The following is a 20565-nucleotide window of genomic DNA, read 5'->3' as shown; positions in this document are numbered from 1 at the left end:
ATGAACAACCTCTACGAAGAGCTGCTTTCGGCGGTCCACAGTGTCTGGACCCGGCGCTGGATCGCGCTGGGTCTGGCGTGGGCGATCTGCCTGCTGGGCTGGTTCGTGGTGGCGCTGATTCCCAACAGCTATGAATCGCAGGCCCGGATCTTCATCCAGCTCGACGATGCGCTGGCCGAACAGGTCGGCATCGGCGTTGCTGACAAGAAGCGTGACATTGAACGTATTCGCCAGACGCTGACGAGTGCGGTTAACCTCGAAAAGGTGGTTCGCGGCACGCGCCTTGGCGATACCATCGAATCGCCCAAGCAGATGGAAGCCGCCGTGCTTCGCCTGGCCGACAATGTGAAGATCGTCAGCCAGCAGGACAACCTGTTCCAGATCACCGCGACTGCGAATTATTCGTCGTTTTCCGATTCCGAGAACGCCAGGCTGGCGCAGGCGGTGGCGCAGAAGCTGATCGACATTTTCCGCGAGGAGAACCTCTCGGGTGACCGCGGCGAAATGGTCGAGACGCTGGAATTCGTGAACCAGCAGCTGCGCCAGCGCGAAAAGCAGCTGGAATCGGCCGAGCAGAAACGCACCGCGTTCGAGGCGGAACATCCCGAGCTGGCCCAGGGCGGCGCGGCCGTGGTGCAGCGCCTTGAAACCTCGCGATCTTCGCTGCGCGATGTCGAGGCAGATCTTGCCGGAGCACAGAGCGCGCTGGCCGCGATAGACGGACAACTGGCCGGAACACCCCGTACGATCGCCGGCGCTGGCGGCGGAGCGCAGGCGGCGCTGGCCAAGGCCCAGTCCGATCTGGCCGGAATGAAGGCAAGGGGGCTGACTGATAGCCATCCCGACGTGGTAGCGGCGCGCAACCAGATCGCCGCGCTCAAAGGACCGGCGGCGCAAGAAGCGGCGAATGGCGGTGGCGCGATCAACCCGGCTTACTCGTCGCTCCAGTCGATCCGTGCCGAGCGGCAGGCCAATGTCCAGGCGCTGCAGTCGCGCAAGGCGGCTTTGCAGTCCGACGTGGCCTCGCTGATGGCTTCGGCGATCAAGGATCCCGAACTCGCCACCGAAGCGCAGCGCATCAACCGCGACTATGACGTGCTGCGCCAGCAGTATGACAAGCTCCTGCAGGACCGCGAGGAACTCAAGCTGCGCGGCCAAGTGAAGACCGAGCGCGAGGCGGTGAAATTCGAGGTGGTCGATCCGCCGACGACGCCGCGCTCGCCGGTCGCTCCCAACCGTCCGGTGTTGTTGCTGGGCGTGTTGGTGGTCGGGATCTGCGGTGGCTGCGCGGGGGCTTTCGCACTCAGCCGGGTACGGTCGGTGTTCACCACTACGTCCGGGCTCGAGCGGATTACCGGTCTGCCGGTTCTCGGCGCGATCTCGCAAAACCTGACGGACGATGCGCGGGCGTTGGGCCGCAAGCGGTTGAAATACTTCTACACTGCTGGTGCGGCGCTGTGCGGACTGTTCGTGGTGCTGCTGGCCGTCGAATTCGTCCAGCGCGGAATGGTGGCCTGAGGGAAGCGGACATGACCGAGCACAGCAAGATCCCCATGCCCAAAGGCGCCTCCTGCCCGCCGAAGCCAGGCGAATCGCTGATCGAGCGTGCCGCCGGGCGCTTCGGCCTGAACAGCTTTATTGCCCATCCTGCTCCGCTTCCTCCTGAAGCACAGGCACTGGCGAAGGTGGCAGTGCCTGTGCCCCCTGCGCAGCCGCCGCAGCCTGTGGCGAAGGCGGGCGCTCCGGCGCCGATGGCATCGCAAGGTGAATCTGCCACCCAAGCTGCGCCTGCACCTGTCGCCGTGCCGGTGGAATTCAACGGAACCCGCCATCACGTGGACCGCGAGCACTTGCGCGAGCAGGGGCTTATCGTTCCTGAAGGCGCGGTAACGGCGCTCCTTGAGGAGTTCCGGATCATCAAGCGCCAGATCCTCGTTCAGGCAGCGGATTTACGACGCCAGAAGGCGGGCCCGATGGCGCAGCGGGTACTGATCGGCTCGCCTCTCCCGGGGGAAGGCAAGACCTATTGCGCGCTCAACCTTGCCCTTTCGATCGCTGCGGAAAAGGAAAGCGAAGTCCTGCTTGTCGATGCGGATTTCGCCAAGCCGTCGATCCTTTCTGCGCTCAGGCTGCCGGGTGGTCCGGGGCTGATGGACGCGCTGATGGATGAGAACGTCGATGTAACCGAATGCGTGCTCGGCACCGACATTCCGGGGCTTTGGGTGCTGCCTGCGGGCGATACGACCAGCCATGACAGCGAGTATCTGTCGAGTTCTCGCACGGGCCGCGTGCTGGATCGTCTGACCCAAGGCGCGCCGCACCGCATCATCATTTTCGACTCCCCGCCGGTCCTCGCCGCCTCGCCTGCGGCGGAACTGGCGAAATATGTCGGGCAAGTCGTGGTGATCGTACGCGCTGACCGGACTGGTCAGGGGGCGCTGGACGATGCGATCTCGCTGCTCAATGCCTGCCCAAACGTGCAACTGCTGCTCAACGGTGCGCAATTCAGCCCGAGCGGACGCCGGTTCGGTTCCTACTACGGGTACAAGGGATGACCTGGCTGCGACAGTCGTTGCCGCGAGGGCTCTCCGCGAGCGCATCGCTGTGCGCGGTGGCACTTCTTGCCGCACCTTGCACAGCACGGGCCCAGACCATCGGCTACGAAGGTGGCGGGAGCAGCATGAGTGGCGGCGATCAGGGCGAAACGCCGGTCTACCAGCCCGCCGGATCCAGTAAGCGTGGGGGTAAGGGTAGCCACAAGGGCAGCAAGCGGCTCGAAATCAGCCCATACATCGAGGTTGACCAGATCGTCGATGCGCAGCTTTCGCCGGGCAACGATGTGCTGACCTATACCCAGCTTGCGGCAGGGGTTGATGCGGGCATAGCGGGGCGCAACAATGCGGCATCGGTATCCGTGCGCTACGAGCGCCAGTTCGGCTGGGGCAAGAAGGCGCGGGATGGCGATGCGATCAGCGGTATCGTGCGCGGGTACACCACCGTAGCACCGGGCGTGACGCTGGAGGCGGGCGCCCTGGCCACGCGGGCCTCGTTCAATGGCACCGGTTCCTCCGTCGTTTCGGACAAGACCCGCACCGATATCTATTCGGTCTATGGCGGCCCTTCGGTGGCGACGCGCGCCGGGGCGGTGGACGTCACCGCCAACTATCGCGCGGGCTTCACCAAGGTCGACCAGTCGAATGCCTATGTCGCGAGCGTCGGTACCGCTGCCGCCGACACCTTCGACAAGAGTGTGACGCAGGTCGCCGACCTGGAGGCAGGCGTGGCTCCTGGCGCAGTGCTGCCTGTCGGTCTCGGCGTAGGCGGCAGCTTCTATCAGGAAGACATCTCGAACCTCGACCAGCGCGTGCGTGACATGCAGGCGCGGGCGATGGTGACCGTGCCCGTCAGCCGCACGGTGCAGGCTGTGGCGGCCATCGGCTATGAGGACGTCGAAATCTCCAGCCGCGATGCCGTGCGCGATGCTGATGGCAATCCTGTGATCGGCTCCGACGGCCGCTATGTGACCGACAAGAGCGCCCCGCGCGTGCTGGCCTACGACGTCAGTGGTATGATCTGGGATGTCGCGGTCATGTGGCGCCCGAGCCGCCGCACCTCACTGTCCGCGCATGTCGGACGCCGCTATGGCACCACAAGCTTCGGTGGAACGCTGTCTTACGCGCCCGATGACCGCAGCCAGTTCAGCGTCGCCGTGTACGACAACATTGCCGGTTTCGGCGGCCAGCTCAATCGCCTGATCGACGACCTGCCCGACGACTTCGAGGCGGTGCGCGATCCGGTGACAGGTGACCTCACGGGCTGCGTGTCCTCGCTCGACGGCAGCAACTGCCTGTCCGGCGCGCTCGCCTCGCTCCGCTCCTCGACGTTCCGGGCGCGCGGTGTCGCCGCCAGTTTTACCAAGAAGATCGGGCTGCTCGATGCCGGTGTCGGGCTCGGTTATGACCGCCGCAAGTTCATAGCCGCGGAAGGGACTGTTCTGGCTTCGGCGAACGGGGTGATCGATGAGAGCTACTGGCTCGCGGCGTATCTGAGCGGGCGGCTGGGACGGAATGCCGGCTGGTCGGCGAATGCCTACGCCAACTGGCTGTCGAGCAACGATGCGCTGTTCGCGGATACCGCCGCCTACGGGGCCTCGGCCAGTTACTTTCGCTTGCTGACCCGGCGTCTGCGCGCGAGCCTTGCGGTTGGGATCGACGGGGCAAGCCGCAAGGATCCGGCGATCGACGATATCTGGACGGCTTCGGCGCTGGCCGGCCTTCGCTACAATTTCTGAGTCCGACAGGAGGACCAACAATGTTCGACGATTTCTACGGACTTCAGGCAAAGCCGTTCCAGCTTACCCCGGACCCGGAATTCTATTTCGAGAGCGTGACTCACCGCAAGGCGCTGTCCTACCTCGGCTACGGCCTGGCGCAGGCCGAAGGCTTCGTGGTGATCACCGGCGAGGTGGGGTCCGGCAAGTCGACGCTCGTCGCCTATCTGATGGCCACGATCGATCCCTCGCGCATGACGGTGGCCAATGTGGTGACCAGCGCGCTCGACGGTGAGGCGATCGTCCATGTTGTCGCGCAGGCTTTCGGCCTGCCGGTGACGGGGCATGACAAGGCCTCGGCACTGGGGGCGATCGAAGCGTTTTTCCACGCGGAAGCGCGGCTGGGCCGCCGTTGCCTGCTGATTATCGACGAGGCGCAGAACCTGGCCGTAGGGGCACTGGAAGAGTTGCGCATGCTGTCGAACTTCCAGCTCGGCTCGCATCCGTTGCTGCAGACGCTGCTACTCGGCCAGCCCGAGTTCCGCGACACGCTGATGCACAGCGATCAGCTCGAGCAGCTGCGTCAGCGGGTGATTGCAACGCACCACCTCGGGCCGATGGAACGCGAGGAAGTGCAGGCCTATATCGAACACCGTCTCGGACGGGCCGGCTGGAAGGGCAATCCCGGTTTCGACCCGGTCGTCTTCGCGGAAATTTATGAAGCGACCGGCGGCATTCCGCGCCGGATCAACCAGATCGTCAACCGCCTGCTACTGCTCGGTGCGGTGGATCAGCGCGACACTATCGACAGCGCCATGGTCCATCAGGTGCTGGACGAGATGAGCGACGACGGGTCTCTGGCGCTGGTCACGCAGAATCCCGAAGCGGGAACGATCCCGCCGGTCGCGTTGACAGCAGAGCAAGGGAGCAATGCTGTGGCACCCGCCGCGGCGCCTGCCGGGATCGATATGATGGCTGCTACCGCGCTAATCGAGAAGGCGATGGCCGATCGCGACGCGAGGATCCACGAGCTGGAGCAGGCCGTGCTCGAACTTGCCGCCACGGCTCAGGGGCGCGATGCGGCTGACGTGCAGCAGGGTTCCGGTCAGGTGCTCGTGGATGACCTGCAGGCCCGTCTGGTCGAGGTCAGCGATCACGCGGCGCGGCTCGAGGCCCGCCTTGGCGAGCAGGAGCGCCTGTTGCGTCATGCACTGACGATGATGATCGAATGGATGGAAAGCGGCGACGGACAGCGCGAAGCCGCCTGACCATCCGGCCGTCTGGAGTTGCGTCCGATGAATACCAGCCAGCAGCCGGTCAACGGGCTTTCGGTCGATGTCGAGGACTGGTTTCAGGTCGGCGCCTTCGAGACGGTGATCGACCGCGAGAGCTGGCCCACGCTGACTGGCCGGGTGGAGCGCAATTGCGCGGAAATTCTGCAGCTCTTTTCTGATACCGGAGTGAAGGGCACGTTCTTCACATTGGGCTGGATCGCCGAGCGGCACCCGGAGATGATGCGCCGGATTGCGGCCGAAGGGCACGAGATCGCCAGCCATGGCTGGGATCATGAGCGCGTATTCCGGCTCGGCGCCGAGGGCTTCGCCAAGGATGTCACCCGCGCCCGCAAGGCGATCGAGGATGCCTGCGGGGTCGCGGTGAAGGGCTACCGTGCACCCAGTTTCTCGATCGACGCACGCACGCTCTGGGCGTTCGAGGTGCTGGCCGAACAGGGCTATGCCTACAGTTCCAGTGTCGCGCCGATCGTGCACGACCATTACGGCTGGCGCGAGGCGCCGCGTTTTGCGTTCCATCCGCTGCCGGGCAGCGATTTCGTGGAAATTCCGGTGACGACCGCGCATTTCGCCGGGCGGCGGCTGGCTGCGGGCGGCGGCGGGTTCTTCCGCGTGCTGCCCTATGGCTTTACTCGCTGGGCGATCCGGCAGGTCAACGGGCAGGACCAGCGCCCGGCGGTGTTCTATTTCCACCCGTGGGAGATCGATCCCGGCCAGCCGCGCGTTGCCCATGCGCCGCTGCGCTCGCGGTTGCGGCACTACACCAATCTCGGCGTGATGGAGAGGAAGCTGCGCCAACTGATCGGCGATTTCCGCTGGGGCCGCATGGACGAACTGGCAGCGCGCGAAGCGGCAAGGGCGGAGGCACTGGCGGCATGAACGCGCCGTTCCCCCTGACCCGCAGCTCGGTGCGCATTGCGGCGCTGCACGATCCGAACGAGATCACGCGAATCGAGGCTTACGTGGCCCGCCATCCGCATGGCACACCGTTTCACCGTCCGGCCTGGTTCCTGTCCGTCGCCGAGGCGACCGGGAACGAGGCCCACGCGCTGGTGAAGACCCGTCAGGGCGAGATCGTCGCGTTCCTGCCGTTCGATGCCATTCACTCGCCGGTGTTCGGGCGTGTGCTGGCCTCCACCGGCTTTGCCGTCGGTGGCGGTTTGCTGGCCAACGAGGATGTCGATCCGCGCAGCATGTTCGCCGCGGCCGAGGAACTGGCGCGGCGTCTGTCGTGCCCGACGATCGAATTGCGCGGTGGCCCGATGCCGCAGGAGCAGGGCGGCTGGGCGCTCAAGACCGAATCGCACTGCAACTTCGCCCGCCCGCTGGCCGCAGATGACGAAACGCAACTGCTCGACATTCCGCGAAAGCAGCGCGCCGACGTGCGCAAGGCTCTGGCGAACGACCTGACGGTGGAAGTGGGCACGGCCGAACGCGACCGGCAGGCGCATTACGAAGTCTTCTGCGAAAGCTACCGCAACCTCGGCACCCCGGTGTTCCCGCGCGCGCTGCTCGACAGCGTGGTCGATGCCTTCGGCGCTCAGGCCGATATCCTCACCGTGCGCCACGAGGGCAAGCCGGTGGCGAGTGTCATCAGTGTCTATCATGGCGGCGCGGTCATGCCCTATTGGGGCGGCGGTACGTGGGAAGCGAGGCGCCTGCGCGCGAACGACCGCATGTATTACGAGCTGATGCTCCACGCCCGGCGGCGCGGCTGCACGGTATTTGATTTCGGCCGCTCCAAGACGAACAGCGGCGCCTATCACTTCAAGCGCAATTGGGGTTTCGAGCCCGAACTGCTGACGTATGCGACGTGGACGCGGCCCGGCACGGCCAAGCGCGGGGCCGATCCCACCAGTTCCAAGCTCTCGTTGCAGATCAAGGTGTGGCAGCGCCTGCCGCTACCGGTCGCTAACCGCCTCGGGCCACTGATCGCGCGCGGGATCGGCTGATGGGCGAGATCCTGTTTCTGGCCCATCGCATCCCGTTCCCGCCGGACCGGGGCGACAAGATCCGCTCGCACCATGTCCTGAAGGCGCTGGCGCGGCTGGCGCCGGTTCATGTCGCGACATTCGCGGATGATGAGCAGGATCACCGCTTCGAGGCCGATCTTGCCGCGCTGAGCGCCAGCTATCGCCTTGTCCGCCGCCGCAAGCGGCTGCCGGTGGCCGGGCTTGAGGCGCTGGCGACGGGCAAGCCGCTGAGCATCGCCGCTTTCCATGACAGCCGTCTCGAACGCTATGTCCGCAACGTGCTCGCGCAGCGCGACATCAGCGTGATCTACATCTTCTCCGGCCAGATGGCACAGTACGTGCCCAACGGTTACCGGGGACGCGTGGTCGCCGATCTGGTCGACGTTGATTCCGCCAAGTTCGAGGCCTATGCCACCAAGAGCCATGGTATCCGGTCGTGGATGGAGCGCCGCGAAGGGTACCTGCTGCAGGCTGAGGAAGCGCGGATCGCTGGGGCCAGCGATGTCACCCTGCTGATCAGCAAGGCGGAAGCGGCGCTGCTCCACGCACGCCTGTCTGATCCGGCCGCGCGGGTCTGCGCGATGGGCAATGGCATGGACAGCGTCTGGTTCGATCCCGCGCTGGTCACGCCGGAGCCGCGCATGACCGCTTGCGGCGCACCGCGCCTGATCTTTACCGGCCAGATGGACTATGCGCCCAATATCGAGGCGGTCATGCGCGCGATCGACCGGATCATGCCGCTGGTGCGCGAAGCCTGCCCGCAGGCCAGCCTGCACGTGGTCGGCCGCAATCCGCCTGCCGTGCTTCAGGCACGCGGGGGGCGTGACGGCATCGAAGTCTGGGGCAGGGTGGAGGACGTGAGGCCGTGGCTCGCCGCCGCCGATATCGCGCTCGTCCCGCTCGAAATCGCGCGCGGTGTGCAGAACAAGGTGCTCGAAGCCATGGCCATGGCGCTGCCGGTCGTTCTTTCGCCCGGTTCGGCGACCGGGATCGATGCGCAGGACGGGCGGGACTTTGCCATTGCGCAGAGTGATGCCGAGCTTGCCGGCGCCGTCGTCGCGCTGGCGCACGATCCGGCACGGGCCCGGGCCATGGGCATGGCTGCGCGCGAATGGATCGTCGGCCATGCGGCATGGGACGCTGCGCTGGCACAGCTTCCGGGCTATCTCGGTTTCGAGGGCAGCGAGGACATGAGCGATGCCGCCTGAAATGCGCGCCGTGATGACCTCTGTTACTGCGGCCGGACAGCGGCTGTCTCCCGCCTGGCATGCGGCGCTGGTCCGGCTGGCGCTGGTGTGGGCTGTGCTGCTCGCGGTCTTCGTTTCCGACTGGGCAGCGATGGCGCGGCAATGGTGGGACATCTCGACCTATAACCACATCGTCCTGATCCCGGCGATCCTCGGCTGGCTGGTTTGGCAGCGCTGGCCGGAACTCGAAAGGCTCGAGCCGAAGGTGTGGTGGCCCGGCCTTGTGCCCTTTGCAGCGGCAGCATTCCTCTGGTTACTCGGCGCGATGTCCGGGCTGGACATCGCCCGGCAGGCGGCTGCGGTCGCGATGCCGGGAGCGGTGGTGCCGCTCTTGCTGGGTGTTCGGGTGACGGCAGGGCTGCTCTTCCCGCTCGCCTACATGGTTTTCCTCGTTCCGGTGGGCGAGGAGCTGGAAAACATGCTTCAGATGATCACGGCGGAGATCACTGTCGCCCTGACGCATCTGAGCGGTATTCCCGCGGTGATCGACGGCGTGTTCATCGACACGCCTGCGGGCCTGTTCGAAGTTGCCGAGGCGTGCTCCGGCGTGAAGTTCCTGATCGCCATGATTGCCTTCGGGGTGCTGGCGGCCAATGTCTGCTTCGTGAGTTGGCGCCGTCGCGTGGCCCTGATGGTGGCCTGTCTGGTCGTGCCGATCGTAGCCAATGGCATTCGTGCCTGGGGCACGATCTACGCCGCGCAGTTCTTCGGCGTCGAAGTGGCGGCCGGGTTCGATCATATCGTCTATGGCTGGTTCTTCTTCGCGATCGTGCTCGCGCTGGTGATCTTCGGTGCATGGCGTTTCTTCGACCGCCAGCCCAGTGCACCGGTGATCGATGCTGAGGCCCTTGCGGCATCGCCTCTGCTGGGCCGTCTGGAGACGAGGGCGGTTTCGGGCGGAAAGGTGCTGGCTGCACTCCTGCTTCTGCTGATAGTGGTGCGTGGCTGGGCCTATGCGGCCGATACGCTGGCGGCGCCGCTGCCCCGGCAGATCGACCTGCCCGCCGTTCCCGGCTGGACGCGCGTCGATTACACGCCGCGGATCTGGTGGGAACCGCGCGCCGAGGGGGCCGGGCACCGGCTGCTCGGGCGCTACAGGGACCAGCAAGGCCGGCAGGTCGATGTCTTCGTGGCGCTCTATTCGCGGCAGGGCGAAGGCCATGAAGCGGGTGGCTTCGGGCAGGGTGCCCTGATGCCGGACAGCCCGTGGGCCTGGCAGGCACCAGGGCCTGCTTTCGGCGACGGGCGGAGCGAACGCCTGCTGGGCGGGGGCACTGCCAAGCGGCTGGCCGTCACCTGGTACCGCAACGGCAGTCTGCTGTCGGGCAGCAATGCCCGGCTGAAGCTGGCGGTGATGGCCAACCACCTGTCCTTCCATGTGCGGCCCACCACGATGCTGATACTCTCGGCGGAAGATACGGCGCAAGGCCCGGCCGAAGAGGCCATCCGCCATTTCCGCGCGTCCACAGGCCCGCTGGGGCCGTGGATGGACCGCATGACTCACGTCCGGTAAAGTCCCGGCCTCATGTGCGGTATTGCCGGTATCTTTCATCTGGAAACGCCCAAGCCGGTCGATCCCGCAAGGGTCGATGCCATGTGCGATGCGCTCGTGCACCGCGGGCCCGACGGGCACGGCGTCTGGACCGCGCCGGGCGTGGGGTTGGGCCACCGCCGCCTGTCGATCATCGACCTTGCCGGTTCGCCGCAGCCGATGGCGTCGCTTGATGGCCGTGCGATGCTGGTGTTCAACGGTGAGATCTACAACTACCGCGAATTGCGGCAGGAGCTGAAGGAGGCTGGCGCCCACTTCCGCACCGACGGCGACAGCGAGGTCATCCTTGCCGCCTGGCAGCGCTGGGGGCCGGATTGCGTCAGCCGGTTGCACGGCATGTTCGCCTTCGCGATCTACGATCTCGATGCGCGCACGCTGTTCCTCGCGCGCGACCGGCTGGGGGTGAAGCCGCTCTATCTCGCGCCGCTCAGCGACGGCAGTCTGGCTTTCGGCTCGGAGCTGAAGGCGCTGTTGGCGCATCCGCTGCTGCGGCGGGAGATCGATCCGCTCGCGGTCGAGGACTATCTTGCCTGGGGCTATGTCCCCGATCACCGCGCAATCCTGAAGGGCGTGACGAAGCTGCCCGCGGGGCGTTCGCTGCTGCTGCGCAACGGCGCGCCGATGCCGCGCCCCAGCCAGTGGTGGGACGTGTCTTTCGAACACCGCCACAAGGGCAAGGTGGCCGATCTGGAAGCGGAACTGCTGCACCTGATGCGGCAGGCGGTTTCCTCGCGCATGGTGGCCGACGTTCCGCTGGGCGCCTTCCTTTCGGGTGGGGTCGACAGTTCCAGCGTTGTCGCGCTGATGGCCGAGGCCAGTTCGAACCCGGTCAGGACTTGTTCGATCGGGTTCGACGTCGCCGCGCTCGACGAAAGCGCCTACGCCACGCAGGTCGCGCAGCAGTACCACACTGATCACGCCTCGCGGCTGGTCTCGCCCGACGATTTCGAGGCGATCGATGCGCTGGCGGGCATGTTCGATGAACCTTTCGCCGATGCCTCAGCGCTGCCGACCTGGCGGGTTTGCCAGCTGGCGCGGGAATCGGTGACGGTCGCTTTGTCCGGCGACGGCGCCGACGAGGCGCTGGCGGGCTACCGCCGCCACTTGTTCCAGTACAACGAGGACCGCGTGCGCTCGTTGCTGCCGCAAGGGTTGCGCGGCCCGGTGTTCGGAACCTTGGGGGCGATCTACCCCAAGGCGGACTGGGCGCCTCGGCCGTTGCGCGCCAAGACGACGCTGCTCTCGCTGGCGGGTGACAGTGCGGAAGGGTACGCGCGCGCTCTGGCGGTGACGTCACCGGAATTGCGCGAAGGGCTCTATACGGACGCCTTCAGGCGGTTGCGCGGGGAATACCGAGCAGAGCAGCCGCTGTATGACGTCATGCGGTCGGCTCCGGCGCGTTCGGGGCTGGACCGGGCGCAGTACGCCGATCTCAAGGTCTGGCTTCCCGGCGATATCCTGACCAAGGTCGATCGGACCAGCATGGCGGTCAGCCTGGAATCGCGCGAACCGCTGCTCGATCACAGGCTGATCGAATTCGCTGCCGGCCTGCCCGAATCGATGAGGGTGCATGGCGGGCAGGGCAAGTGGCTGATGAAGCGCACCATGAGGCGGTTCCTGCCTGATGACATCCTGTACCGGCCCAAGCAGGGATTCGTGACGCCTATCGCGCAATGGTTCCGCGGCCCATTGGCGCAGACGGCGCGGGACATCGCCACAAGCAAGGCATTGGCGCGGACGGGCTGGTTCGACACGCGGCGGCTGACGTCGCTCGTCGATGCGCATCTATCTGGAATGTCGGACAACTCGCGTCTGCTGTGGCAGTTGCTCATGCTGGAAAAGGCATTCACCGGGCTGGGCATCGGTTGAATGTGAGGCCGCCCGGCAGATGGTGCGGCCGCGAAATTGCGGTGTCTTTGTCAAATTAACGATACTGATTCTTAGGACATTTGGCTTACCGGTAAGGTCTGAGCGTCAATACGGGACGTGCATGAACGAACGTGGTCACCATATCTGTCAGCAAAAGCGGGCGTTTCCCGCGGCGATCACGTGTGTCATAACAACCTGTCGTTTCTGTCCGGAAGGTATGCTCTCCCGTGGCTGAGTTGTGGGCACAATTGCGCAAGTTCGCAAAAAATCAACGCGTCCGGATTGTGTTGTGGGCGGCGCTGACGGGAGTCATCGTCGGGGTCACAACCGTCAGTTCGCCGCTGGAAGATGTCCTCAGCAATTTGCGCTGGTCGTTGCATGAAGAGAAAGCGTCGGGACACCTTGTCATCGTCGAACAGGATTCCCAGACGCTCGATGCGCTCGGTACGGTTGATGTCAATCGCAGCAACGATGCAGATGTTCTGGCGTCTTTGTTTGATGCCGGTGCAAGCCGGGTGTTCTTTGCCCGTGCCTTCGTGACCACAAATGATCAAGCAGGGGACGAAAAATTCATTCGTGAATTGAAGTCACATCCCGGCAGGGTCTATTTGGGAGCCAAGCCCGGCGAAAGTGCTCCGAACTACACCGCCAGAATACCTCCCAAGCGGTATTATCAATATGCGCGTGTCGTGTCGCTTCTGGCCCACTCAAATGCGTTTAATCTGAGTGTCACTCTGCCGCTTGCATCGGATAGTCCCCTAGGGAAAATTCCTTCGATATCAGCAGAAATTGCTGGAAAAGATGGTCCCTTGGATCAGTTTTACACGCCGGATTACTCCATAGGCGTCAAGACTTTCAGAACTGTCAGTTATATTGATGTTCTTCGAGGGAAGTTCGATCCTGCCGCTGTAAAGGGAGCGACAGTCATGATCGCTCCCACGGCGTTGTCGTATAACAATATTCATTCGGTTCCAGGGCAAGGGCTTGCTGCTGCGGAAGTCTATTTCCATGCGATCGGTGCCGAAACGCTTGCGCACGGTATTCCGCTACAGCTTGGTTGGCTTCCGCCGATAGTGGTCGTCCTGATCGTTATCGGAACGGGGCTCGGCAGGGGGCGAGCGCTCGACGTGTACCGCTTTACCGGCCTCGTTCTTGTGTTCGTGGCTGTGCCGTTCCTGCTCGACATGGTGCGAGTCTCGGTTGAAATCATTCCATCGCTGGTCGTGGCGCTTGTGGCGGTGATCCGCATGCGGAACCTGGACCGGGTGGAAGTGGCAGGGGAGACGAACGCGGGATCGGGCTTGCCGAGTGTTCAGGCGCTGCGGAACTCGGAAGTGCTTTCTCCCAAAATTCTCGTTGCCCTCAAGATCCGCAATTACGGTGCCATTATCGGCAGTTTTGCCGAACATGTTGAAACGGAATTGGCCAGTGAAATCGTACGCCGGGTTCGCATCAGCGATGAGCCGGTCACCGTCTATCACGAAGGCGGCATGTTCATCTGGTTGTCCAATATCCGCAGCACGTTCGATCTTTGCGAAAATCTCGAAGGTCTGCATCGCATCGTCCAGAATGGCATTCAGGTCGGTGGACTGGACATCGACCTGTCGTTCAATTGCGGCATCGATTCGGAATTCGACCGTCCAATGGCCAGCCGGATCGCCAGTGCCATGCAGGCGGCCGAGGAGGCCGTGCGCAATGACGAACTCGTCTATCAGCATGACAGCCGCCGGCAGGAAGCGCAGTGGGAAATCTCGCTGCTGACATCGCTGGATCGCGCTATCGACAATGGCGAGGTCTGGGTGGCTTATCAGCCCAAGCTGGATCTCAAGACAAACCGGATCTGCGGTGCGGAGGCCCTTGTGCGCTGGACCCATCCGGAACGCGGGCCGATCAGTCCTGAAAAGTTCATCCGCATTGCCGAGGAATTTCACCGGATCGAGCGGATTACCCGGTTCGTGATCAACGATGCCGTCCGCACTGCGGTGGAATTGCAGCGGATGGGCCACAATCTGACCATTTCGGTCAACATTTCGGCTCAATTGCTTCGCAATCCCGGACTTCCGGGTATGATTGCCGACATACTGGCAGAGCATGGGCTTCCGCCGGACCGGCTGATCCTGGAAATCACCGAAACGGATCGCCTCGACCGGAGTTCGCGCACATATCAGATGCTGCAGCGCCTGGTGCGATCGGGGCTTCGTCTGTCAATCGACGATTTCGGAACCGGAAATGCCACGATCGATTACCTGCGCTACCTGCCAGCCAGCGAAGTGAAGATCGACAAGAGTTTTGTGTCGTCGATGGAGGCCAACAAGGAGGATCTGCTGCTTGTTCAGTCGATCATCGACATGGCTCACTCGCTGGACCGTACGGTCGTGGCGGAGGGTGTTGAGACCGCGAAGGCTCTGGAGATGCTCAGGGGCCTGCGTTGCGATGTGATCCAAGGGTATTTTCTCAGCCGCCCCGTACCATTCCGGGAGCTGGTTGAGCAGATTGCCCAGCCAAAGGTTCTCAAGATTGGTTAATTTTCCTTGAAAGGCGTTTAAGTCATTGTTAACCATGAGAAGGTCGCACTGATAGCGGCTGTTCACATGGGGAAATACAATGAAGAAATGGCCTTGGGCTGGTTGGAACTGGTAATCAGCCTTTAAACAACTAAGCTGTGCGGCATGTAATTTGCCGAACGCAATGGTAATCGCCCTTCAAAAGCTAAATGGCTTTGAAGGGCGATTGTCTATTTTTTACATAAAATATTTAAAAAATGCGCCCTGAAAGGTTTTGTGGGCCAAGTGTTTAAGAATGGGCTTTCGGCATTTAAGTATTGGTTTGCGAGTTGCTTGCCTGTGGATCTCTATGTCCAGGTGCGAAAAGCCATCCCGATTCGGGACTCGGAGAGCAGATCAGTCTTCGCCATGCCCCAAGGCGAGATAGTCGGCGCTCTGCATTTCGTTCAAACGGCTGACTGTGCGTTCGAATTCGAAGCGCCCGGTTCCGGCCTCGTAAAGCTCTTCCGGTGATGCATCGGCCGCCGCGATCAGCTTGACCTTGTTCTCGTAGAGGGCATCGATCAGTGTAACGAAGCGGGCAGCTTCATTGCGCCGGTCAGGGCCCATCTTTGGAATGCCGACGAGAATCACCGAGTGATAGGCTCGCGCAATGGCGAGGTAATCCGATGCGCCGCGCGGTTCGCCGCATAGCCGCTTGAAGCTGAACACGCCCACGCCCTTGAGGCTCTTGGGCACGTGCAGCATGCGGCCGCCGCCGACATCGATATTGGCCGCGGGCACATGTTCACTGTCCTCGGGCGGGTAGTCGGTGAGCCGATAGAATGCTTCACGCGCCTGTTCCGTGGCGGGTTCACCAAGGGGCATGTGCCATGTCGCCATGCCCCCCAGACGCTGCAGCCGGTAGTCGGTCGGCCCGTTGAGCGTCATCACGTCAAGCTCGTGTTCGATCAGGGCGATGAACGGCAGGAAGTGCTCGCGGTTCAGTCCGTCCTTGTAGAGTTCGGATGGCGCGCGGTTGGAGGTGGTGACAATGGTCACGCCCTCGTTTTCGATCAGGCAGGTGAACAGCCTGCTCATGATCATTGCGTCTGCCGAATTGTTGACGACCATCTCGTCGAACGCAAGGCAGCGGACGTTGCGGGCCAGCGCTGCGGCAACCGGAGGAATCGGGTCGCCTGATTCCTTCTTGCGCTCTTCGCGCAGGAGGCCGTGGACTTCCAGCATGAAGGCATGGAAGTGCACCCTGCGCTTTTCGGGGATGTCGAGTGTCTGGACGAACAGGTCCATCAGCATGGACTTGCCGCGACCGACACCGCCCCACATGTAGATTCCGCGCGGTGGCACGGGTTTCTTGCCCAGAAGCTTGCCGAGCAGGCCTGTTGAGGATGTGGCCTTGTAAAGGTCGCGCTGCAGGCGGTTCAGCCGCTCTGCTGCAGCTTCCTGCTCGGGATCGGAGCGGAGCTCGCCAGTTGCGACCAGCGCCTCGTAGCGTTCGAGCATGGCAGTCATCGCGTGCTGGGCTTTCGTAGGGTGCCCACGTAGTTCGACACCAGATGCTCGCCCTGTTCGACGGTGCCGCGCAGAAACACCAGCCGGCGCGTCTCTTTCATGATGTCGCAAACAGCATCGAGCGGTTCGCCGATCTTGCCGGCACCGATGAACTGGTTGTGCAGGTCCAGCGTCACCGAACCGGCGGTATCGGCACCGAGCACAGTGTAGATTGCGGCGAACATGGCAACGTCGATCAGCGCCAGCGTGATGCCGCCGTGGACATTGCTGTGCAGATTGGAATGGCGGGTTTCCAGGTCGAGCAGGCGCAGGCGCGCACTCCGCTCACCTTCGGTGCGGATGATCATCCGGCCGAGGGCGTGCGCATTGAAGCGCGCGCCATCGTTCATGCGCCACGTATGCCAACCCGGATATTCCGGGTCGGGCATGTGGATGAATTCGCTGGTCGGTGTCACCCGAAAGCCTGTTGGCTCAGACCTGGCGCTCGGCCTGCATCTTTTTGATTTCGGCGATCGCACGCGCCGGCGAGAGGCCCTTAGGGCATACGTTGGCGCAGTTCATGATGGTGTGGCAGCGGTAGAGACGGAACGGATCTTCCAGCTCGTCGAGGCGTTCGCCGGTCATCTCGTCGCGGCTGTCGGCCAGCCAGCGGTAGGCCTGAAGCAGGATCGCCGGGCCGAGGAACTTGTCGGAGTTCCACCAGTAGCTCGGGCATGAGGTCGAGCAGCAGGCGCACAGGATGCACTCGTAGAGGCCGTCGAGCTTCTCGCGCTGTTCGGGGCTCTGCAGACGCTCCTTGCCCGACGGGGTCGTCGAGACGGTCTGCAGCCAGGGGCGGATCGACGCATACTGCGCGTAGAAGTGCGTGAAGTCGGGCACGAGGTCCTTGATCACGTCCATGTGCGGCAGCGGGGTGATGCGGATATCGCCCTTGAGGTCCTCGATTGCGGTGGTGCAGGCGAGGCCGTTGGCGCCGTTCATGTTCATCGCGCACGAACCGCAGATGCCTTCGCGGCAGGAGCGGCGGAACGTCAGCGTCGGGTCCATCTCGCTCTTCATCTTGATGAGCGCGTCGAGGACCATCGGGCCGCAATTGTCGAGATCGATCTCGAAGGTGTCGTAACGCGGGTTCTCACCGGAGTCCGGGTCGTAGCGGTAGACGGTGAACTTCTTCACCTTGGTTGCGCCTTCAGCCTTGTGGACTTTGCCCTGCTTCTTGATCTTGCTGTTGGCCGGGAGAGTGAAGGTCGCCATGGAAGAATCCCCGTTATCTCGCATTTGCGGCATGAACCGCGATTACAGGTTCCCTCTAACGATTCAATGGCGCGGGGCAAGAGGGCAGAGTGATAGGAACACCGTTTGGCATTTTGCCGGGCATTGCTGTTCCGGTTGTGGTGAAAAAAGTTCAATATATTGAAATATAATGATAAATTATGAATTTCGATAATGGTTTGACGGGCGGGGCGCCTAACGTCGATCAAAGTGTCGCGTTGCGGTGTGATGACATGAAAGGGGGTTTTCATCATCACGGGACAAGGGAATCACTTCAGACCGGGCGTTGATACGCCTGTTGCTACCGGCGGCGGTAGCGCAGCAGGACCACCATTGGGGTCAGCGCAAAGGCGAACACGAACAGCAGCCAGAACGAATCCGTGTATGACACCATCATCGCCTGCCGCCCGATCTCGCCGCTGGCGCGCAGCATTTCGGCGGGTGACGAAAAATCGATTTCGGGCCAGCGCCACATGAGGGCAGGATTGTCCGGGCGCATCCCCTCGGTCAGCCGCGCATGGACGGTGGCCTCGTTGCGGATGGTCAGTGATTGCAGGGCAGAAATCCACACCGAGCCGCCGAGCGCGCGAATCAGGGAATTCATCGCGGTGCCCTGATTGCGCAGGTGCGGCGGAATCGTCGCGAAGACCACGGTGGTGACTGGCACGAACAGGAACGCGGCGCCCACGCCCTGCACAAACCCGGCCAGTTCCACCAGCCGCGCATCCATCTGCAGCGAGAAGCCGGCCATCATCGCGGTGGACAGCCCGCTGATGGCCATGCCGATGACGATCAGAATGCGCGGATCGTGCCGGTTCACCAGCATGCCGACGAGTGGCATCATCAGCATGGTGCCCACGCCGCGCGGGGCCATCGCGAGCCCCACCAGAACCGAAGGGTAGCCCATCAGGTCGGCCAGCATCGGTGCTGTCATCGCCATCACGGAGTACATCAGCCCGCCCAGGAAAAATCCGAACACCGATCCCACCGCGAAATTGCGGTCGGTGAAGATCGCGAGGTTCACGAAAGGCCGTTCAGTGGTGAGGGTGTGGACCATGAACAGGTAGAACGCGGTACCCGCGAGCAGGGCTTCGAACCAGATCTCGCGCGATTCGAACCAGTCGAGCATCTGGCCCCGGTCGAGCAGCAGCTGGAACGAGCCGATTGCCACGGCCAGCAGCGCGAAGCCGGTTAGGTCAAGATCGACGGCGTTTTCGTCCTCGAAGGCGGGCAGGAAGGCGAGCAGGCCTAATGTGGCGAGAATGCCGAAGGGCAGGTTGATGAAGAAGATCCAGCGCCAGTTGAACACCTCGATCAGCCACCCGCCCAGGATCGGCCCGCAGATCGGCCCAAGGATCACGCCCAGACCCCATGTCGCCATCGCTGAACCGTGGCGCTCGGGCGGGTTGATATCGAGCAGGATGGCCTGGCTCATGGGAAGCAGCGCCGCGCCCATCATGCCCTGGAGCATGCGGAACAGCACGAGTTGCTCGAAGTTCGCGACCACGCCGCAGAGCATGGACGCCACCGTGAATCCTACGACCGAGCTGATAAACAGCCGCTTGCGCCCGAACCGGCTCGCCAGCCAGCCCGAGAGCGGTGTGAAGATGGCGGCCATGATGATGTAGCTGGTGAGAACCCAGGTGATCTGCTCACGCGACGCCGATGTGCTCGCCTGCATGTGCGGCAGGGCGACATTGGCGATGGTCGCATCAAGCTGGGTCATGAAAGCCGCCGCGAGCGTGAACAGCGTGATCAGCCGCCTGCGGCCTTCCGGGGGATAGGCATGCATCGCGGCGGACCTTCGTGCCAATCGCCGGTCGGCGCAAGCTGGCATAATGGAACCGCAGGGGCGATGCGATTTGACTGCAAAGTCCTTGTCGGCAGGCAGGTGCGGTGAGACTTTGGCCGAAACAGGACGCATGGGAGAAAGCGCCATGGCCGCACGCGGGCACCGTGACATCTTTGCCGACGAAATGGATTGGCAGGAGGGTGAGTCTCCCAGCATCCGCTATGCTCGCTTTCTCCTTGAGGAAGGCAATGGCGCTTCGCCGATGGTCATTCTCTCGCGCTTCGCGCCTGGCGAAGTCGTGGGTGCCCATACGCACGACACTAACTATTTCGAATACGTGATCGAGGGCGAGCAGACGGTCGGCAAGGTAACTTTCGGCAAAGGCGATGTGCGTCTGGTCACGGCCGGGACGGGGTATGGTCCCATTGTCGTCGGGCCACAGGGATGCACGGTTCTCATCGTGTTTCAGGAAGCGGCCCGGGCCATGACGATACCCAAAGGAAAAGACAGCGAAAGGAAAGTCCTGCAGTGAGCGAATGGCAGGGACGCACCGCGGTCGTGACCGGCGGCGGGAGGGGTTTTGGCAAGGCGTTCGGCATGGCACTGGCCGGTCAGGGGGCCCATGTCGTGCTCGTCGACATCGATGCCAGTGAGGCGGAGGCGGCGGCGGCGGAGATCCGTGCTTCGGGCGGTTCGGCCGAAGGGCTGGGCGGCGACGTTACCGACGAGGGACGCATGGCCGATGTCATGGCGCAGGCGGCGAAAGCGAACGGCGGGATCGACCTGCTGGTGAACAATGCAGGTCTGCACTCCGACGAATACGGTCAGCCGATCCTGAAAATGGGCCTCGCCAAGGTGCGCCGCCTGTTCGACGTGAACGTGATCGGCGTCGTATGCTGCACGCAGGCCGTGCACCCGCATATGAAGGGCCGGACGGGGGGCTCGATCGTCAACATTTCCTCCAGCGCGGCACACATGGGCGGTTCCGCCTATGGTGACAGCAAGCTGGCGGTGGCGGGCCTGACAATCACTTTCGCGCGCGAGCTGGGCGTCTACGGCATCCGCGTGAACGCGATCTCTCCCGGCCTCATGCTCACCGATACGATCCGCAAGGAACTGCCCGAGGCGACCAAGGCGCGCGTGCAGGCGATGCAGCTTATCGCCGGCGACGGGCTCGAAGAGGATATCGTCGAGGCACTGCTCTATCTTGCCTCGAACAAGGCTCGCTTCGTCACTGGTGAGACGCTGCGCGTGACCGGCGGCATGGCAGCGGGGGTGTGAC

16 protein-coding genes are annotated in these 20565 nt (G+C 63.3%); 12 read left to right on the top strand and 4 right to left on the bottom strand.

Annotated elements, in window-relative coordinates; genetic code table 11:
• From MTR64_RS03775 to MTR64_RS03730, 10 genes are all read left to right on the top strand, one after another.
• Nucleotides 1–1518, top strand: coding sequence for an XrtA system polysaccharide chain length determinant (locus tag MTR64_RS03775; RefSeq protein ID WP_243990948.1), 1518 nt, complete (start codon nt 1–3; stop codon nt 1516–1518).
• 11 nt (nt 1519–1529) lie between these two features.
• Nucleotides 1530–2555, top strand: coding sequence for a capsular biosynthesis protein (locus tag MTR64_RS03770; RefSeq protein WP_243990947.1), 1026 nt, complete (start codon nt 1530–1532; stop codon nt 2553–2555).
• Nucleotides 2552–4291: a preprotein translocase subunit YajC gene (locus tag MTR64_RS03765; protein WP_243990946.1), complete on the top strand. Its 1740-nt coding sequence runs from the start codon at nt 2552–2554 to the stop codon at nt 4289–4291. Before MTR64_RS03770 ends, MTR64_RS03765 begins: the two co-directional genes overlap by 4 nt.
• A 20-nt stretch (nt 4292–4311) precedes the next feature.
• Nucleotides 4312–5538 carry an XrtA/PEP-CTERM system-associated ATPase gene (locus MTR64_RS03760; protein WP_243990944.1) on the top strand — a complete coding sequence of 409 codons (1227 nt, stop codon included), beginning with the start codon at nt 4312–4314 and terminating at the stop codon, nt 5536–5538.
• Nucleotides 5539–5565: 27 nt separating this feature from the next.
• Nucleotides 5566–6441 carry an XrtA system polysaccharide deacetylase gene (locus MTR64_RS03755; RefSeq protein ID WP_243990943.1) on the top strand — a complete coding sequence of 292 codons (876 nt, stop codon included), beginning with the start codon at nt 5566–5568 and terminating at the stop codon, nt 6439–6441.
• Nucleotides 6438–7514 carry a FemAB family XrtA/PEP-CTERM system-associated protein gene (locus MTR64_RS03750; protein ID WP_243990942.1) on the top strand — a complete coding sequence of 359 codons (1077 nt, stop codon included), beginning with the start codon at nt 6438–6440 and terminating at the stop codon, nt 7512–7514. Before MTR64_RS03755 ends, MTR64_RS03750 begins: the two co-directional genes overlap by 4 nt.
• A complete protein-coding gene (locus MTR64_RS03745; RefSeq protein WP_243990941.1) occupies nt 7514–8743 on the top strand; it encodes a TIGR03087 family PEP-CTERM/XrtA system glycosyltransferase in 1230 nt (409 codons plus the stop codon). Before MTR64_RS03750 ends, MTR64_RS03745 begins: the two co-directional genes overlap by 1 nt.
• Nucleotides 8733–10295 (top strand): exosortase A, encoded by a 1563-nt coding sequence (xrtA, locus tag MTR64_RS03740; RefSeq protein ID WP_243990940.1) that lies wholly within the window; start codon nt 8733–8735, stop codon nt 10293–10295. Before MTR64_RS03745 ends, xrtA begins: the two co-directional genes overlap by 11 nt.
• A 12-nt stretch (nt 10296–10307) precedes the next feature.
• On the top strand, nt 10308–12203 hold the full coding sequence (locus MTR64_RS03735) for an XrtA/PEP-CTERM system amidotransferase (RefSeq protein ID WP_243990939.1): 1896 nt from the start codon (nt 10308–10310) through the stop codon (nt 12201–12203).
• 227 nt (nt 12204–12430) lie between these two features.
• A complete protein-coding gene (locus MTR64_RS03730; RefSeq protein WP_243990938.1) occupies nt 12431–14728 on the top strand; it encodes an EAL domain-containing protein in 2298 nt (765 codons plus the stop codon).
• Between the two features lie 375 nt (nt 14729–15103).
• Here the strand turns inward: MTR64_RS03730 and zapE are convergent, their stop codons facing one another.
• The 4 genes from zapE to MTR64_RS03710 form a co-directional block, all read right to left on the bottom strand.
• Nucleotides 15104–16219: a cell division protein ZapE gene (zapE, locus tag MTR64_RS03725; protein WP_243990935.1), complete on the bottom strand. Its 1116-nt coding sequence runs from the start codon at nt 16217–16219 to the stop codon at nt 15104–15106.
• Entirely contained in the window at nt 16216–16674 is a 459-nt protein-coding gene (locus MTR64_RS03720) for a PaaI family thioesterase (protein WP_243990928.1), read from the bottom strand. The genes zapE and MTR64_RS03720 overlap by 4 nt, the downstream gene beginning before the upstream one ends.
• 16 nt (nt 16675–16690) lie before the next feature.
• Nucleotides 16691–17473, bottom strand: a complete 783-nt coding sequence (locus tag MTR64_RS03715; RefSeq protein ID WP_243990927.1) for a succinate dehydrogenase iron-sulfur subunit — start codon at nt 17471–17473, stop codon at nt 16691–16693.
• A 319-nt stretch (nt 17474–17792) separates the two neighbouring features.
• Nucleotides 17793–19283, bottom strand: coding sequence for a DHA2 family efflux MFS transporter permease subunit (locus MTR64_RS03710; RefSeq protein WP_243990926.1), 1491 nt, complete (start codon nt 19281–19283; stop codon nt 17793–17795).
• 130 nt (nt 19284–19413) lie between these two features.
• Between MTR64_RS03710 and MTR64_RS03705 the strand changes: the two genes are divergently transcribed.
• Together MTR64_RS03705 and MTR64_RS03700 are read left to right on the top strand one after the other, a co-directional pair.
• Nucleotides 19414–19815: a cupin domain-containing protein gene (locus MTR64_RS03705; protein WP_243990925.1), complete on the top strand. Its 402-nt coding sequence runs from the start codon at nt 19414–19416 to the stop codon at nt 19813–19815.
• A complete protein-coding gene (locus tag MTR64_RS03700) occupies nt 19812–20564 on the top strand; it encodes an SDR family NAD(P)-dependent oxidoreductase (protein WP_243990923.1) in 753 nt (250 codons plus the stop codon). The genes MTR64_RS03705 and MTR64_RS03700 overlap by 4 nt, the downstream gene beginning before the upstream one ends.
• Nucleotide 20565: the final 1 nt, after the last annotated feature.

The sequence above is a fragment of the Novosphingobium album (ex Hu et al. 2023) genome, from assembly GCF_022832385.1.
GTDB classification, from domain to species: domain Bacteria; phylum Pseudomonadota; class Alphaproteobacteria; order Sphingomonadales; family Sphingomonadaceae; genus Novosphingobium; species Novosphingobium album.
The sequence above is the reverse complement of the archived record's forward strand: the minus strand, read 5'-3'. Positions and strand labels throughout refer to the sequence as shown.